We start from the raw sequence: 15,425 nt of genomic DNA on the forward strand, positions 1-15,425 counted from the left end.
ACTTCGGCGTCATCACTTCAGCGTCAGGAACCGCTGCGCCAGCGAGGCCAGCACCACCGCCAGCAGCGGCAGCGCGAACCAGAACGAGCCCTGCAGCAGCCGTAGTTGGCGCACTCCCGGCCGGACCGCGACCCGCACGACCTCGCGCGCGGCCAGCAGCAGGACCAGGACGACGGCGGACAGCGCGCCGACCACCGACCACGGGGTCCAGGTCACCTGCGGCCCGATCGGCCCCGGGTGCGGCTTCGGGACCGCGCCCGCGGTCTGCCTGTGCAGCGCGAACACCGTCACGTCGTCGTTGACCAGGACCTTCGTCAGCTCCTGCCGGTCGTCCAGGCTCTGGACCAGCCGGGGCTCCCAGGTCGCGGAGTAGCCCGCGTCCAGCTCCAGATACGTCACCTGACTCTTGTTGATCATCAGATACGAGTTCGGGCCGGCGTCCTTCAGCGCCTTGACCAGACCCGACACCAGCACCGGGTCGGTCGGGGCCAGTGTGGGCACGTAGTTCACCCGCTCCATGTCCTTCGCGCCCCACGGCATCGCCGGGGTCACGTCGTTCACCGTGTCCTGGGTCAGCCACAGCAGCCGCACCGTCGGCTTGTCATGGGCGTACACCCAGTTCATGGCGGCGACCTCGCCGGGCCGGGTGCGCTCGAACGGCTCGTTGCCCCAGCGCGCCACCAGGAAGCCGCCCATCAGCAGCAGCCCGGCCAGCAGCGCGGCCAGCGGAGCGAGGCTCACCCGGTCCTTCTCGCGCTCCTTCGCGGTGGCACCGGTGCGCGGGAAGAGGGCGAGGGCGCCGAGCAGGGCCGCGCCCGGCACCGCGAACATGAAGACGCGCAGGGCCATCTCGCCGCCGTACGACTGCATGCCGAAGCCCAGGAACGGCACGAAGGTCAGCACCGGCAGCGAGCGCTCGCGGTAGCGGTGGAAGCGCCGCCGCCACCAGCCCCAGCAGGCGAACGCCAGCACCGAACCGGCCAGCAGCACCCGGACGTACAGCACCAGCTTGTGCGTCGAACTGCCGCCCTGGATCCGGCCGGAGACGGAGGTGGAGACATTGCTGCCGACCCCGCCGACCCCGCCGAACAGGTCGTTGAAGTGCCCGGACCAGTACGGCTCGGCCATGAAGCCCAGCCACACCGCGACCAGCACCGCGAACAGCAGCGGCAGCCCGCGCAGTTCGGACCGGCCGAGCAGGACCAGGGCCGCGAGCACACCGAGCATGACGAACGGGGTGAGCTGGTGCGCGGGCACACTCGCCGCGTACAGGCCGATCAGCACCAGGAGCAGGACGGCCCGCCCGCGCCGGTCAGCCGGTTCCACCTCGGCCTCGCCGGGGCGGAACCTCGTCCAGATCACCCGCGGCGGGCGGAACCAGACCAGCAGGATCGCCACGAACAGCAGATACAGCAGAAAGGTGAAGCCCTGCGGCGAGAAGTAGTCCTGACCGACCCAGCCGCACAGCACGAACAGCCACACGCCGGTCCACTTCGCCCGCCAGCTCGCTCGCATCGACCGGGTGAGCAGGAACAGCGGTGCCAGATAGGCGAGTTGGATGGCGGTCGGCCACCAGCGGATGACCTCGGTGAAGTCGGTGACCCCGCAGGCCCGGCCGACGAACGCGGCGACCGCGAAGAAGCCCGGCCAGCTCCAGCGGGCGTCCAGGTCCGGTACGGCGGACCCGGTGCGGTCGATGTAGTCGATGAAGCCGAGATGCTGCCAGGCCGTCGGGAACCGCGGCTCGGTCTCGATCACGGCGGGCAGCGCGTGCAGTGATACGACGGTCGCCACCAGCGTGAGCAGCAGCAGCGCCCGGTGCTCGCGGCGCAGCCAGAGCAACGCGGTGAAGACCACGACCAGCAGGGCTGCTCCGACGAGGGTCGGCAGCGGCAGCACCGAGATCAGTCCGAGGCCGCCCATCCGGTCCAGATCGGCCTCGCCCAGGCGCAGCGCGGGCACCCAGTACAGCAGCAGCGCGGCGACCAGCAGACAGCCGAGGACAACACCGGAGCGGGTGGGCAGCAGCCGCCTGGCCAGGGACACGGGTGCCGGTGGTTCTTCGGGCACGGGCTCCTCGGGCACGGTCTCGTCCGGTGCGGCGGGGTCGGGAGCCGCCTGCGCCGAGGGTACGCCGGCCCGTGCGAAGGACGTCTCCAACTCCTCGGTCGTGAACGGCGCGTCGACCTCCGCCGCCTCCGCCTCGCGCAGCAGTGCGGCCTCGGCCGGGCCCAGCGAGACCTCGCTGCCGGGCGCCCTCTCCTCCACCGGGAGCCCCAGCGGGAGCCCCACCGGGAGCCCCGGGGGGAGCCCCGGCGTACCGGCGGGCGGTGTGCCGGGGCCCGGGCGGACGTCCGGCCGGCGCTCCGCATGGTCGAAGTCGACGTGGATGCCGAGGGCGAGGGTGTCGGAGTCCAGCGCCCAGGCCGGGCTGTGCCGACGGGGCGTGACACCGGTGGCGGGGATCTCGCGCGGCCCCAGGTCGGCGAGGTCCCCGTCGGCCGCCACCGTGTCGGGCACGGCGGCGGGCGCGGTCCGGACGGTCTTCCACAGCCGCGGCCCGGCGATCGCCGCGATCACGGCGAGGCTGCCGGCCTCGGCGACGCCCGCGCCGGTCAGGCCCATCCGGGGCAGGAGCAGCAGCGTCAGGCTCAGCGTCAGCACGCACAACAGGCCCTGCAGCCAGGCGAGTCCGCCGGTGCGGCTGCGGGCGCGCAGCACCGCGAAGTGCGTCTCGATCACCACCCGCAGCACCGAGCCGACCGCGAGCCAGCGCAGCAGCGGGGTCGCCGCGTGCGCGTAGCCCGCGCCGAACACGCCGAGGATCCAGGGTGCGCCGATGATCAGCAGGCCCGCGATCGGCAGCATGATCCGCGCCATCCGCTTCAGCGCGGCCCGGGTGTTGGCGGCCAGGCGCTCCGGGTCGTGCGAGCCTTCCACGGTGAGCGACGCGCCCATGTTGATGGCGAGGAGGTCGGTCGTGCCGCCGATGGTGGTGGCGATGTAGAAGTACGCGTTCTCGGCGGAGCTGACCTGCGAGGCGACGAGCACCGGCACGAGGTAGATCACGGCGAGCGAGAACAGCGAGCCGGTGTAGTCCCCGGCCAGGAACCTGCCGACCTGGCCCAGCGTCGGCGGCTCCGTGCGGCCCTCGGTCGCCTCGATGTGCCGGGGCACCAGCCGCCGGAACACCAGCCAGGCCAGCGGCACCACCGAGGTGGCGATCGCCGCCACCCAGGAGACGAAGACACCGGTGGTGGGGATGGCGACGGCGAACGCGGCGAGCAGGGCCAGCTTCACGGCCGAGAACACGGTGTTGCCCACCGGCACCCAGGTCGCGCTGCGCAGCCCGGTCAGCACACCGTCCTGCAGGGTGAGCAGGTTCCAGGCGGCGACCGCCAGGATGAAGCCGAGCCCGTTGACCGTGCCGTGCAGGAACCGGTACGACGGCCCCCAGGTGTCCAGGGTCAGCAGGAAGACCCCCGCCGCGAGCGCCACGACCAGCGAACTGCCCGCGTAGGTGCGGAAGATGAGCGTGCCGGTGCGTTTCCCGGCCACCGGGATGAAGCGGGCCAGGGCGCCGGTCAGGGTCACCGCGGTCAGCCCGGCGAGGAACTTCATCGCGGCGATGGCGGCCGAGCCCTGCCCGACCGACGACTCGGAGTAGTAGCGTGCCGCGGCCAGCCAGAAGCCCAGTCCCAGCACGGCGGAGATACCGGTGTTGAGCATCAGCGCGTAGGCGTTGCGGAACAGCGGGCTGCCGCCGGAGGACCGGCCCGTCCCGGGCAGCCGAAGACGGCGCCCGGGTTTCCCGGGCGCCTCGGCGCCGGTCGTCGCGGCCTCGGTGGTGGTGGTCGTGTCAGACACGGGAACACATGGCCTTCCGGCGGACCTGGCGGGCTCTGCGGACCAGGGCGTAGCCCTTGGTGAGGGCGCGGTCCCTGACGAAGGTGCGGGCGACGGCGCGGCCGTTCAGCAGCCGCTCGAACTCCTCCGCGTCCGTAGTGCGGCGGACCGTGACACGGTGCAGGGCGTACGGCCCCTGGCGGCGCCGGGCGAGGGCGTTGCCGACGGCGAGTGCCTGGGCGTACCCGTCCGCGCGCACGGCCTCGCGGACCCGGCGGCTGGAGTATCCGTACGGATAGGCGAACGACACCGGCCGCGCGCCGAGTTCGTCCGCGACGATCTCCGTGCAGCGGGTCAGTTCCGCGCGCAGCGCGCCGTCGTCGAGCTGGTCGAGCTGCGGGTGGGTGTGGCTGTGCCCGCCGATCTCGACGTCGGCGGCGGCCAGTTCGCGCACCTGCGTCCAGTCGAGCATGGTGTCCAGGCCGCCCCCGGTGTCGTACGTACCCCTGATCCAGCCGGTGGAGACGAACAGCGTGGCCGGGAAGCCGTGCTTGGCGAGCACGGGCAGCGCGTGCCGGTGCACGCCCTCGTAGCCGTCGTCGAAGGTGATCAGCACCGGCCGGGCGGGCAGCGGGCGGCCGGTGCGCCAGCGGGTGGCTAGGCCGGCGGTGGTGACTGGGGTCAGGCCCAGGTCGCTGATGAGCGCCATCTGCTCCGCGAACGCCTCCGGCGCGACCGACAGGGCGCGGGTGGCGTCGTTGGGCGCTGTGGCCACGGAGTGGTACATGAGGATGGGTACGGGTACGTCACTCATGAGTGCCCCCTCCGGAACCGGTGCGCGCCCGGGCGCCCTCCTGGCTCGTCGATGCCCCCGGGATCGGCGCCGAGGAGAATGTCGTACCGCTGCGCCGTGCCCGCACACTGCCCACCACATAGCCGCCGGCCGCGGTGAGCACCCCGGCGACGATCGCGCCGGCGCGTCCCGCGCCGCCCGGCCGGGCCAGCAGGGCGTCCCGCAGGCCACGAGCGACCCCGGCGGGCAACACCCTTGTGGTGTAACGGCGTTCGGACTGCAGTCCCTTCTCCGCGCCCACGCTGCGGGCGACCAGCGCCTTGGACAGGCCCTCGGCGTAGGTGCGGGTGCGGAAGTAGGCGAAGTGCTCGCGGGGGGCGGGCACCCGGTGGTGGATGACCGCGCGGTCGTCGATGAGCAGGACGGCGTCGGGGCGGGCGCGGGTGAGGCGGATGCACAGCTCCGTCTCCTCGCAGCCGAGCGGGCGACGGTCGCCGTCGCGGCCGATGCCGGTGGCGAAGCCGCCCGCCGCGTCGAACGCCGTACGCCGGAAGGAAGCGTTTCCTCCGAGGACGTTGCGGACCCGGACGCGGCCGGGCGGCAGCCCCTTGTAGGTGCAGCCGACCACCCAGTCGAACTCCTCCGGGAACCACGCGGGCCGCCGGCCCGACGCCCAGACGGGTTCCGTACGGCCGCCGACCGCCATGACGCACGGGTCGGCGTACCCCTCGGCGAAGTGGCGCAGCCAGTCGCGTTCGGCCACGGCGTCGTCGTCCAGGAAGGCGATCACCTCGCCGTGGGAGGCGGCGATGCCGGTGTTGCGGCCGGCGGACAGGCCGCGCGGGCCCGCGTTGGCGAGCACCCGGATGCCGCCGGTCTCCTTGTACTCGCGGTCCAGCCGGTCCTTCAGGGCCGGGTTGTGGTCCACGACCAGGAGTGTCTCCAGCGCCGGGTACGACTGCGCGCGCACCGAGGAGACCGCCGCGAGGATGTCCTCCCAGCGGTCCTCGGTGTACACGCAGATCACGACGGAGATGCCGGGATCTGTCAAGACACCTCTCCCCGGACCGTGTCGAGCATCGGCGAGGGGTGTTCCTGGCGGCGCAGTTCACGCCGGTTGGAGCGCTCCTTGAGGATGACCTTCAGCACCCGGAACCCGTCGCGCACGGCCCGCAGATTGCTGGTGCCGTGGATGCGCAGGTACTCGTGGCTCGGAATCTCCTGGACCTTCAGACCGGCCTTGACCACTCTGATGTTCATCAGCGTCTCGACCTCGAAGCCGGTGCAGTCGAGGTCGATCTTGTCGAGGCAGTGCCGCCAGAACGCGTTGTAGCCGTAGCACAGATCGGTGTAGCGGGCGCCGAACTTGCGGTTGACGACGGTGCACAGCGCCCAGTTGCCGAGCTTGCGGATGAAGGTCATGTCGTCGGTGCCGCCACCGTTGGCGAAGCGCGAGCCCTTGGCGAAGTCGGCGCCGGAGACCAGCGCGGAGACATAGCTGACGATCTCGCCGCCGTCGGCCGAGCCGTCCGCGTCGACCATCACGATGATGTCGCCGCTGCACGCCTCGAACCCGGTGATCAGGGCATCCCCCTTGCCCTTGCCGTGCTGTTCGACGACCTTGACGCCCGGCCACAGGGCACGGGCCACATCGACCGTGTCGTCGGTGGAATTGCCGTCCACCAGAACGACTTCGTGTATCCAGTCCGGAAGTGTCTTGAAGACGTAGGGCAGATTCTCCGCCTCGTTCATGGCGGGAATCACCACGCTCACCGGCGGAGTGATCGCGAGGTGAGAGGAGATCGGCCGGTAGTACGCACCGACCGACGGATCTTGTTGCCCTGAACTGGGCGGGCGCAGGACGGAACTCATGAGTGTTTTCCCTCTCGTCCGGTGGACCGCCCACCCCCGGGCGGCCCGGCTCTGTATCCGGTTCGAAAGGGGGGTTCTCATCTTCGGCACGGGAAGCCGATCTGCGAATCGATCTATGAGTCGATCTGCGAATCGATCTCTGTGCACGCCGATGAGCTGGCAAAGCTGGCCGGCCTGCCGGAGAAAAACGGCAGCCGGTCGCGCGGCACGACTCGGTCACAGAGTTGCGGTCACCGAGCACGGCACCCCCCTACCGCGCCCCGCGCCGGTGGACGCCGCGGCCCTGAGCCCTCCCCTGGAGCCGTGTGCCGACGTGCCGGTGCGGGTGAGATGTACGACGGTATTGACGATTGAACCCGAAAGGCAAGCCCTGGAGGGCTGCCTCACGCTTTTGTTGGTTTGGCCGTTACACAACTTTGGCCGGTCTTGCTCAGTGTTGTGTGCGTTTTCCGGAAATTTGTTCCCGGAGCGGCACCGCGAGCAGGAGCAACAGGCTCAGCACGGTCACCGTCACCACCCCGCCGCGGACGGACCAGCGGTGGACCGCGAGCATGCCCTGGGCAACCAGCATGTTGACGACGACCGAACCCGCAAGTGCGCAGAGCGTCCGGCCGAAGGGATCCAGCCCGCGCAGCGCCACGGCGAGCGCCACGGCCGGCGCCGCCAGCAGGAAGAACAGGGCGCACGGGCCGCGCAGCGGAGAAGTGGAGTCGATGAGAGCGAGCGGCGCGCCGACCGCCGCGATGGCGGTCCCGGCCCCCGCGAACAGCGGCAACGAAGATGACTTGATGCTTATGGTCCGCATTGGCGACTTTGCCCCCCGACGCGCCGGATGCCGGGCTTCAATGTGGCGCAGGCCCGGGGAGGGCGTCAAGACGGCCGAGCAATAGATGAACGGTGAATGTTTCTGGTTGATCCTGTTGAGACCCTAAAAGTCTTGGCATGGACACTTCCCGTCAACACGCGTAGTTGCTACGACAGTTGCGGCAGAGATCCTGCTAAAGGGAGGTTCCATGAGACGTTCCCGACTTACCGGTTTCGTTACCTCGCTCCTCCTCGCCGCCGGCCTCGGTCTCACCGGAGCCGCGTCGGCGCAGGCCTCCTCGACGGCCGCGACCGGCGGCTATGTCGCACTCGGCGACTCCTACTCCTCCGGAGTCGGCTCGGGCAGCTACATCAGCTCCAGCGGCAACTGCGACCGCAGCACGAAGGCGTACCCGTACCTGTGGAACGCCGCCCACAGCCCGTCCTCGTTCGCCTTCAACGCCTGCTCCGGCGCCACCACGGACGACGTGATGGCCAATCAGCTCGGCTCCCTGAACTCCTCGACCTCACTGGTGTCCATCACCATCGGCGGCAACGACGCCGGATTCTCCGACGTCATGACGACGTGTGTGCTCCAGTCCGACAGCGCCTGCCTCTCCAAGATCGCCACCGCCGAGGCATACGTCGACTCCACGCTCCCCGGCAAGCTGGACACCGTCTACGACGCGATCAGCGCCAAGGCCCCCGGCGCCCGGGTGGTCGTCCTCAGCTACCCCCGCTTCTACCTGCTCGGCCAGACCTGCCTCGGCCTCTCCGACACCAAGCGGTCCGCGATCAACGGCGCGGCCGACTACATCGACGCCGCCATCCAGAAGCGTGCCGCTGCCCACGGCTTCGTCTTCGGTGACATCCGCTCCGCGTTCTCCAGCCATGAGATCTGCTCCGGCGACTCCTGGCTGCACAGCGTCAACTGGCTCGACATCAGCGAGTCGTACCACCCCACCGCGGCCGGTCAGTCGGGCGGCTATCTGCCCGTGCTCACGAACAACGCGTGACCTGACCGGGCTCGCCCGTCAGGGTGAACTTTCCGGCGAGCCCGACGCCGAAGCGGAGGCCCCGCCCGACGGGGTCTCCGTCGCCGTTCCGGTCGCCGTGGGCGAGCAACTCACCGAGAACGGAACGGCGTTCGAGGTGGCCTGCACGGGACCGCGCACCTGCACACTGATCTGGTCCTCGGTCGTCCCGCCGCCGGAGTCCACCGCCAGCGTCACCCCCGCCCTCCGGCTCTTCCCGCCGCCGTCCGGGAAGGACAGCGTCCGCCACCCGGGATCCGACACCGATCCGCGCGTCGTCACCCACCGGTAGTCCACCTGCGCCGGCAGCCGCCCCACCGTGAACGTGGCCGTGAAGGCGGGCGCCTGCCCGGCCGGCGGAGGACAGGCCCCGGAGTACGTCGTGTGCGCACCGACGACGGTGACCCGCACGGACTGCGCCGGCTGCGTGCTCGACGACGTGCCGCCGCCCGCCGTCGGCGACGTCCCGGTGCCCGAGTCGGTGCCGCTGTGCGGGGCCGGCGTGTGCGCGGTGCCGCTCGCCGAGGCGCCGCCCGTGTTCCCCTGGCCGCCGCCGTCGTCCCGGTTCAACAGCGCGTACGCCAGCCCCGCGAGCGCGAGCACGAGCGCGAGCAGGCCCGCCACCAGCACCGCACCGGCCCGCCGGGTGCGTTCAGGCGCCTGGGACGTCGTGGTGCCGTACGGGGACGTCGGCGGGGTCGGGGAGGACGGGGAGGACGCTGGGTAGGGGCCGGTGCGCTGCGGATGCATGGCCATCGGGGCGGTGTACGGCGGCAGCGGCAGCGTTCCCGGACGAGGCGTACCTCCCCCGGAGGGGGCACCCCCCGCCGCGACGAGCCACAGTTCCTGTGCCGCCCGCTCCGCGTCGAGCCGCTCGGCGGGGTCCTTGCGCAGCAGCCCCTCGATGACCGGGGCGAGCGGCCCGGCCCGGCGCGGCGGCGGCAACTCCTCGTCGACGACGGCGCGCAGGGTGGAGATCGGGGTGTCGTACCGGAACGGCGACACGCCCTCCACGGCCGCGTAGAGCAGCACCCCCAGCGACCACAGATCGGACTCCGGCCCCGGCGTCCGCCCCAACGCCCGCTCCGGAGCGAGGAATTCGGGCGAGCCGACCACCTCGCCGGTCATGGTGATCGCCGAGCTGCCCTCGACCGAGGCGATCCCGAAGTCGGTCAGCACCACTCGCCCGTCGTTCGCGAGCAGCACATTGGCCGGTTTCACATCCCGGTGCAGCACTCCGGCGGCGTGCGCGGCGCGCAGCGCGGACAGCACCTCGGCACCGATGTGCGCCGCCCGCTGCGGAGACAGCGGACCCTCCGCCTCCAACTGGTCGGCGAGCGACAGCCCGCGCACCAGCTCCATCACGATCCACGGTCGGCCGCCCTCCAGCGCCACGTCGTACACCGTGACCACATTGCGGTTCGCGACCCGGGCCGCCGCCCACGCCTCGCGCTCCAGGCGCGCGTACATCCGCTCCACTTCGGAGGCCGGCAGCCCGGCCGGGGCCCGCACCTCCTTGACGGCCACCTCGCGGTGCAGCACCTCGTCCCGGGCACGCCACACGGTGCCCATGCCGCCCTCGCCCAGCGGGGACAGCAGACGGTAGCGGCCCGCGATCACACGTTCACGGCCCGGTTCTCCGGACACGGCGCCCCCAAGGCATGTCGCGCGAATTCTCCACAAAAGTAGCTCAGCCCAGCGCGGATGCGGCCCCCTTGAGCACCAATCCGGCACCCAGGGCCATCACGACCAGCGCGGACGCGAGCGGCACGGACCGGCGCACCAGCGTCGCCACCGGGTGGACGGTCCAGCGCGGACGCCGCTCCAGCACCCGGGACACCCCCGAGCCCAGCCGGACCACGGCGAACCCGGCCGCCGTGAGCGTCAGCGCGAGCCCGGCGCCGTAGGCCACCACGAGCAACAGCCCGAACCAGGCCTTCCCGAGAGCGGCGGCGCCCACGAGGACGACCACGGCGGACGGGCTGGGCACGAGCCCACCGGCGAACCCGAGCAGGATCGTGCCGCGGAGGGTGGGGGCGACGGGGTGGGTGTGGGTGTGGCCCCCATGGGTGTGCGGATGACCGGCGTGGGCGTGGGTGTGTGCTCCATGGGCGTGTTCTCCATGGGGGGCGTGCCCGTCATGGGTGTGTTCCCCAGGGGTGTGTGCTTCATGGCTGTGCTCGCCGTCGTGCGGGGCGTGATGGTGGCGGGCGGACCACACCTTCCGTACGAGGCCGGCGCCGGTCGCCAGGACCAGCGCGCCGCCGGCGATGCCCAGCCAGGCGATCACCGAGGGCGTGGCGGCGGAACCGGCCGTGACGAGCAGGCCCAGGGCGACCACGCCGAGGGTGTGAGTCACCGTGACCGAGGCCGCCAGCGGCAGCACGTCCCGCGGCCGGGCACGGCCCCCGCGCGCCGCCGCTGCCGCGGCCATCAGGGTCTTGCCGTGGCCCGGTGCGAGCGCGTGCAGCGCGCCGAGGACGACCGCGACGAGCAGGGCGAGCGCGGCGAAGCCGACGGTGAGGTGCCGGCGCGCCACCAGGCGGTCCAGGGCCTGTGTCCAGCGGTCGGCGCCTCGGGGAAGCACGGAGGCGGCCGGGGCGTCCGGGGCGTTCTGGTGTTCCTCGGCGAGGGCGGGACCGCCGGGGCGCACGCGCAGCGAAGCGGCGGAGGTGTCGGCCGGGGACGACAACAAGTCCTTGGGGTAGGTGGTCAGTTCGTGCGAGACGGATGCCTTCGGCACATCCGACCCGGTGAGCGTCATACGGTCCCCGCGCGCCGTGATCTCCCGCCAGCCGGGGCCGGACCAGTTCGACGCGCTGCGGAAGCCGAGGGCGACCGAGCCGGTCCGCGGCAGCGGTGCGGTCCAACGGCACTCCACGCGCAGGGTGTTGAGGCCCGCCTGACCCGGCCGCAGGGCGGCCCGGCTGCCCTGCACGGTGAGAGGGACGGTACGCCGGTCCACGGTCACCGCGCTGCCCCGCGCGGCCTGCGCGCAGCGCCGCCGGGCCCACTCCGCCATGCCCAGCCGCGCGATGTCCTGCTTGGCCTGGGTCGCCGGTATCTCGGCCAGGTCCTCGACATGGTCCACCCGGAGCCGGCCCGGCGCGGCCACCAGACCGTCGTACCGGTTGACGGTGAAGTTGCCGAGGGGGTGCGCGCTCGCGCCGGTGCCGGACAGCAGCACAAGGGCGCACACGGCGCCGGCGACGAACGGAAGGCGCAGTCTCACTTCGCCGCCTCCAGGGCCTTGCGGGCCTCGGCCACGCCGAGCGGTGAGAAGCCGGGGTTCAGCCTCAAAGCGGAGGTGAGCGAGGCGCGTCCGTCCGTCCGGTGGCCCGTGGCCAGCTCGATCATGCCGCGGTGGTACAGGAAGACGGCGTTGCGGTAACCGGTGGCGGTGGCCCGGCGGGCGTACGGCAGGGCCTGAGCGTCACGGCCGTTGACGTGCAGCGCCCAGGCCAGCGCGTCCGCGGTGTGCACGGTGTGCCGGCGGGCCCATTCGGCGCGGGCCGCGCGCAGGGCGGCCGCCTTGTCGCCGTGGTCGGCGGCGGCCAGCGCGGTGTCGAGGTCGGCGTTGACGCCGTTGGCGCGGGCCAGCGTGATCCAGGTGTCCACGAGGGCGTACTGCTGCCGTGCCCTGACCCGGTCGCCGGCCGCGCCTCGCGCCTCGTACAGCTCGCCCAGTTCGACGAGCGGGCCCGGCAGCGGATAGCGGGACACCACCGTCTCCATCCCCTTGATCGCCGCCGCGCGGTCGCCGCTCGCAGCCTGGGCCCGCGCCCGGCCCTCCAGCGCCGGGAGGTAGGTGTCGTCGGCGGCGAGGGCACGGGCGTAGTAGCTGAGGGCTGTCCGGTATTCGCCCTGGTTCCAGGCGAGTTGACCGAGCTGGGCGGCCACGTACGCGATGTCACCGGGCGACGTGGCACTCGCCAGGGCCTGCCCGAGCACCCGGCGAGCCGTCGTCACGTCGCCGCGCAGCTCGTGCACATACGCGTACCGGGTGAAGACCGGTACTCCCGGCTTGCGCGCGTCGGCGGTCTCGGCGGCCTGCGACGCCTCGGTGTACCGGCCGAGTTCGACCAGGGCGTCGATACGGGAGGACAGCGCGCGCTCGCTGTAGGGGTTCTGCCGCAGTGCCGCGTCCGCGGAGGTCAGGGCGTCCTTGAAGTCGTGCCGGGCGGCGGCGAGGGCGGCGCGGCCGGCCAGCGCCTGGTCGTTGTCCGGGGCCAGCGACAGGGACCGCTTCAGCGCCTGCTCCGCCTGCGGGTAGCGGGCGGGGTCGCCCTTGGTACGGGCCTGCTCGACATAGGCCAGGCCCAGCGTGGCCCAGCTGCCGGCGTCCTTGGGCTGGGTGCGCAGATGCGACTGGAGCGCGGCGATGGAGGCGTCCAGGTTGCCGCCGCCCAGGACACCGGGGTCGACAGCGGTGGAGGCGGCCGGCACGGTCGCGGGCGCTCGACCTGCACCGAGAGCGACGGCCCCACCGGTCAGCGCGACGGCCAGCAGAACGGCACACCCGATGAACTGACCGGACCGCCACCGACGCCCAACACCGGCAAACCGCCGAACCGCAGCCACACGCGCCTCGGAGCCGGGCGATTCTTCGGGGCCCGGTGCCCCAGGCTGTCCGGAGCCGGAGCCGGAGCCGGAGCCGGAGCCAGAGCCGGAGCCGAGGGCCGGGGAGATGTCGGGGCCGGGGGTCGTGCGGTCGTCCGGGCCGGGGTCCGCTTCGAGGCCTTGCGCCACGCGCTGGCCGGAGCCGGAGGCCGAGGGCATGCCCGGGCCGGAGTTGGGGGGCGGGTTGATCTCGGAGCCGGGCGTCTTACGGTCGTCGAGGGCAGAAGCCACGAACTCGGTGCCGTCGGCAGGGGGCTCTGTGCGGCGAGTGGCCGAGGGTGCCTCGGAGCCGGGGGACTCTTCGGGGCCCGGTGCCGTAGGCCGATCGGAGCCGGAGCCGGAGCCGGAAGGCGAGGGTATGCCCGGGTCGGGGGTCGTGCGGTTGTCCGGGCCGGGGTTGGGGGCCGGGGTGATCTCGGAGTCGGGCGTCCTTCGGTCGTCGTAGGCTGCGGGCTCTTGGGAGGTGGCCGTCGCGGACCGGGCCTTGGTGGCTGGGGGTTTTTCTGAGGCGGGAGACATGTGCTCGGTGGCGTCGGCCGAGGGTGTCTCGGAGGCGGGGGTGCCGTCCTGCTCCCTGTTGGCCTGCCGTGCGCCGGCCTCGTCGTCGTTCGTGCGGGGAGACATGGCCTCTCCTCGGTCGCCTGGTGCTGGTCGGAAGGGAGAAGGCGCGGCCCGCCGTGGGGGAGGGGAAGGTACGGGCCGCGCCGGTCTGGGGTGGGGGCGGGGTCAGTACGGGCGGCGGATGCGGCGGCGCCACCAGCCGACGGCGGTGCCGATCAGCAGGATCCCGGCCGCGCCCGAGGCCGCCGACGCGGCGATCAGCACGGTGTTGCCGGAGCCGTCGGAGGAGGACCCGGCCGGCTGGAGGGCGTCGCCCAGCTGGCTGCGCACGTCCGTGCCCGCCGTCGTACCCTTGGCGAGCGGGCCGCGGGAACCGGAGTTGGGCTCGGCGACGTACGGGAAGTACTTCTCGAAGCCCTTGTCGTTCTTGTCCACCGCGTCGCCCAAGTCGTTCTTCGAGCCGGCCAGTTCGCCCTCCATGACCTGCAGCGCCTCGTCGATCACGTCGTCGGTGAGCCGGCGCCCGTTCGGGAAGCCCGCGTTGTCCCCGTCCAGGACGCCCAGCCGTTTGGGATGCATGCTCGGCTTGATGGAGGTGTTCAGGCGCAGCTCCTCCGAGGGACGTACGTTGGGGGGCTGGTTGAGGCCCTTGACACCCTTCAGGAAGACGTCGACCAGGTCGTTGCGCGGCTCACTGGGCGCCTTGATCTTGTAGATCGACTCGATGAGCTTCGGCAGTTCGGGGTTGGTGACGTTCTTCAGGAACTGGGCGTCGTACGCGGGCTGCGAGGCGTTGAACCTGTCCTTGTCCTTCTGCGGGTTCACCACCTCGTTGACCAGGGGGTTGCCCAGGCGCGAGACCTGCGTGTAGTAGCCCTGCGCGTTGCGGCGCTGGGTGGTGGACCAGATACCGACGATCGGCTGCCCGGCCGACTCCCGGATCAGGTCGTTGGGCACCTGCAGGGCGACGGTGTTGACGTTGTAGCCCTTCAGGGTGTCCCGGCCGACCTCGCTGAGGTTCCCGCCGTACAGCAGGTCGAAGACGCGCAGGTCCGCGAAGAACGGGTCGTCCGCCTGCCCGGCGAAGGTCGCGGCGCCGCCGGCCGTCTTGTGCACGGCCTGCGCGCGCAGCTTTCCGTAGTCCGGCATGGACGCCTTGCCGACGTCCGACGGCGCCACCGGCACGTCGTCCGCGAGCCTCGTGTCCGACACCACGTGCTGCTTCTTCAGCCGGATCAGATCGATGTCGTACGTCTGCGTGACGTTGAGGTCGGGGTCGTCCAGGCTGGTGACGGGACCGGTGTTGTAGAGGAACGTGTTGCCGTTCTTCGTGTGCGTCTTGAAGGTGTAGCGGAAGACCAGATCGCCCTGCGCGTCACCGTTGTTGTCGATATGGATGTCGTACTGGGCGTCGTCGGCGAACGTGTAGAAGTTCGGTCCGCCCGCCGGCTCCTCGAACGGGATCCAGTTGGCCACGATCGTCGTCGTGTCGGGCTTGTCCGGGCTGACGAACGCGTACAGGTCGGTGTTGTCGTACTGCGGGGTCCCGGAGATCAGCGGCGCCTCCCGGTGGGAGGAGGCGGCGGCCGTCCCGGGTGCCAGCGCGGCGGCGCCGGCGGCGGTGAGCCCTCCGGCGGCCAGTGCACCGCAGATGAGCGTGACCAGGCCCGAGCGTCCCGTGCCGCTTCTGGAGAAGGGACCCCTGGAGAAGAGAGGTGTCATGCGTCCGTCCTCAGTGCCGACTTGCCTTTGACGGACGGGTCTTCGGAGCCGGCCCGCCGACCGGATTGGTCGGCCGGGAAAAAAGTTTTGGGCATGTCCCGGCCCGCGTTTTCGGCCCGCTGATCCGTATCACCCGCCGGAGGTGTGCGTTCGTGCGGATGCGTGGAGTGCGC

10 protein-coding genes are annotated in these 15,425 nt (G+C 71.9%); 1 reads left to right on the forward strand and 9 read right to left on the reverse strand.

Going from position 1 to position 15,425, the window contains the following annotated elements; translation table 11 throughout:
• Positions 1-12: 12 nt before the first annotated feature.
• The 5 genes from AB0L75_RS28920 to AB0L75_RS28940 form a co-directional block, all read right to left on the reverse strand.
• Positions 13-3,867, reverse strand: coding sequence for a lipopolysaccharide biosynthesis protein (locus tag AB0L75_RS28920; protein WP_365186478.1), 3,855 nt, complete (start codon positions 3,865-3,867; stop codon positions 13-15).
• Complete coding sequence (locus AB0L75_RS28925) at positions 3,860-4,660, reverse strand: polysaccharide deacetylase family protein (protein WP_365186480.1); 801 nt, start codon at positions 4,658-4,660, stop codon at positions 3,860-3,862. The genes AB0L75_RS28920 and AB0L75_RS28925 overlap by 8 nt, the downstream gene beginning before the upstream one ends.
• Positions 4,653-5,690: a glycosyltransferase family 2 protein gene (locus AB0L75_RS28930; protein WP_365186483.1), complete on the reverse strand. Its 1,038-nt coding sequence runs from the start codon at positions 5,688-5,690 to the stop codon at positions 4,653-4,655. Before AB0L75_RS28930 ends, AB0L75_RS28925 begins: the two co-directional genes overlap by 8 nt.
• Positions 5,687-6,511, reverse strand: a complete 825-nt coding sequence (locus AB0L75_RS28935) for a glycosyltransferase family 2 protein (RefSeq protein ID WP_365186485.1) — start codon at positions 6,509-6,511, stop codon at positions 5,687-5,689. The genes AB0L75_RS28930 and AB0L75_RS28935 overlap by 4 nt, the downstream gene beginning before the upstream one ends.
• 430 nt (positions 6,512-6,941) lie before the next feature.
• Complete coding sequence (locus tag AB0L75_RS28940) at positions 6,942-7,286, reverse strand: hypothetical protein (protein WP_365186487.1); 345 nt, start codon at positions 7,284-7,286, stop codon at positions 6,942-6,944.
• Positions 7,287-7,524: 238 nt separating this feature from the next.
• Between AB0L75_RS28940 and AB0L75_RS28945 the strand changes: the two genes are divergently transcribed.
• Positions 7,525-8,331, forward strand: a complete 807-nt coding sequence (locus tag AB0L75_RS28945) for an SGNH/GDSL hydrolase family protein (protein WP_365186489.1) — start codon at positions 7,525-7,527, stop codon at positions 8,329-8,331.
• Between the two features lie 18 nt (positions 8,332-8,349).
• Here AB0L75_RS28945 and AB0L75_RS28950 read toward each other — a convergent pair whose 3' ends face one another.
• The 4 genes from AB0L75_RS28950 to AB0L75_RS28965 form a co-directional block, all read right to left on the reverse strand.
• The gene (locus tag AB0L75_RS28950; protein ID WP_365186491.1) at positions 8,350-9,996 is read right to left on the reverse strand and encodes a serine/threonine-protein kinase; all 1,647 of its coding nucleotides are present in this window, start codon (positions 9,994-9,996) and stop codon (positions 8,350-8,352) included.
• A gap of 43 nt (positions 9,997-10,039) precedes the next feature.
• Positions 10,040-11,575: a nickel transporter gene (locus AB0L75_RS28955; protein WP_365186690.1), complete on the reverse strand. Its 1,536-nt coding sequence runs from the start codon at positions 11,573-11,575 to the stop codon at positions 10,040-10,042.
• Positions 11,576-11,577: 2 nt separating this feature from the next.
• Entirely contained in the window at positions 11,578-13,593 is a 2,016-nt protein-coding gene (locus tag AB0L75_RS28960) for a hypothetical protein (protein WP_365186493.1), read from the reverse strand.
• Positions 13,594-13,695: 102 nt separating this feature from the next.
• Positions 13,696-15,252 (reverse strand): DUF4331 domain-containing protein, encoded by a 1,557-nt coding sequence (locus AB0L75_RS28965; protein ID WP_365186495.1) that lies wholly within the window; start codon positions 15,250-15,252, stop codon positions 13,696-13,698.
• Between the last annotated feature and the right edge of the window lie 173 nt (positions 15,253-15,425).

The organism is Streptomyces sp. NPDC052101 (assembly GCF_040680235.1).
Lineage (GTDB): Bacteria > Actinomycetota > Actinomycetes > Streptomycetales > Streptomycetaceae > Streptomyces.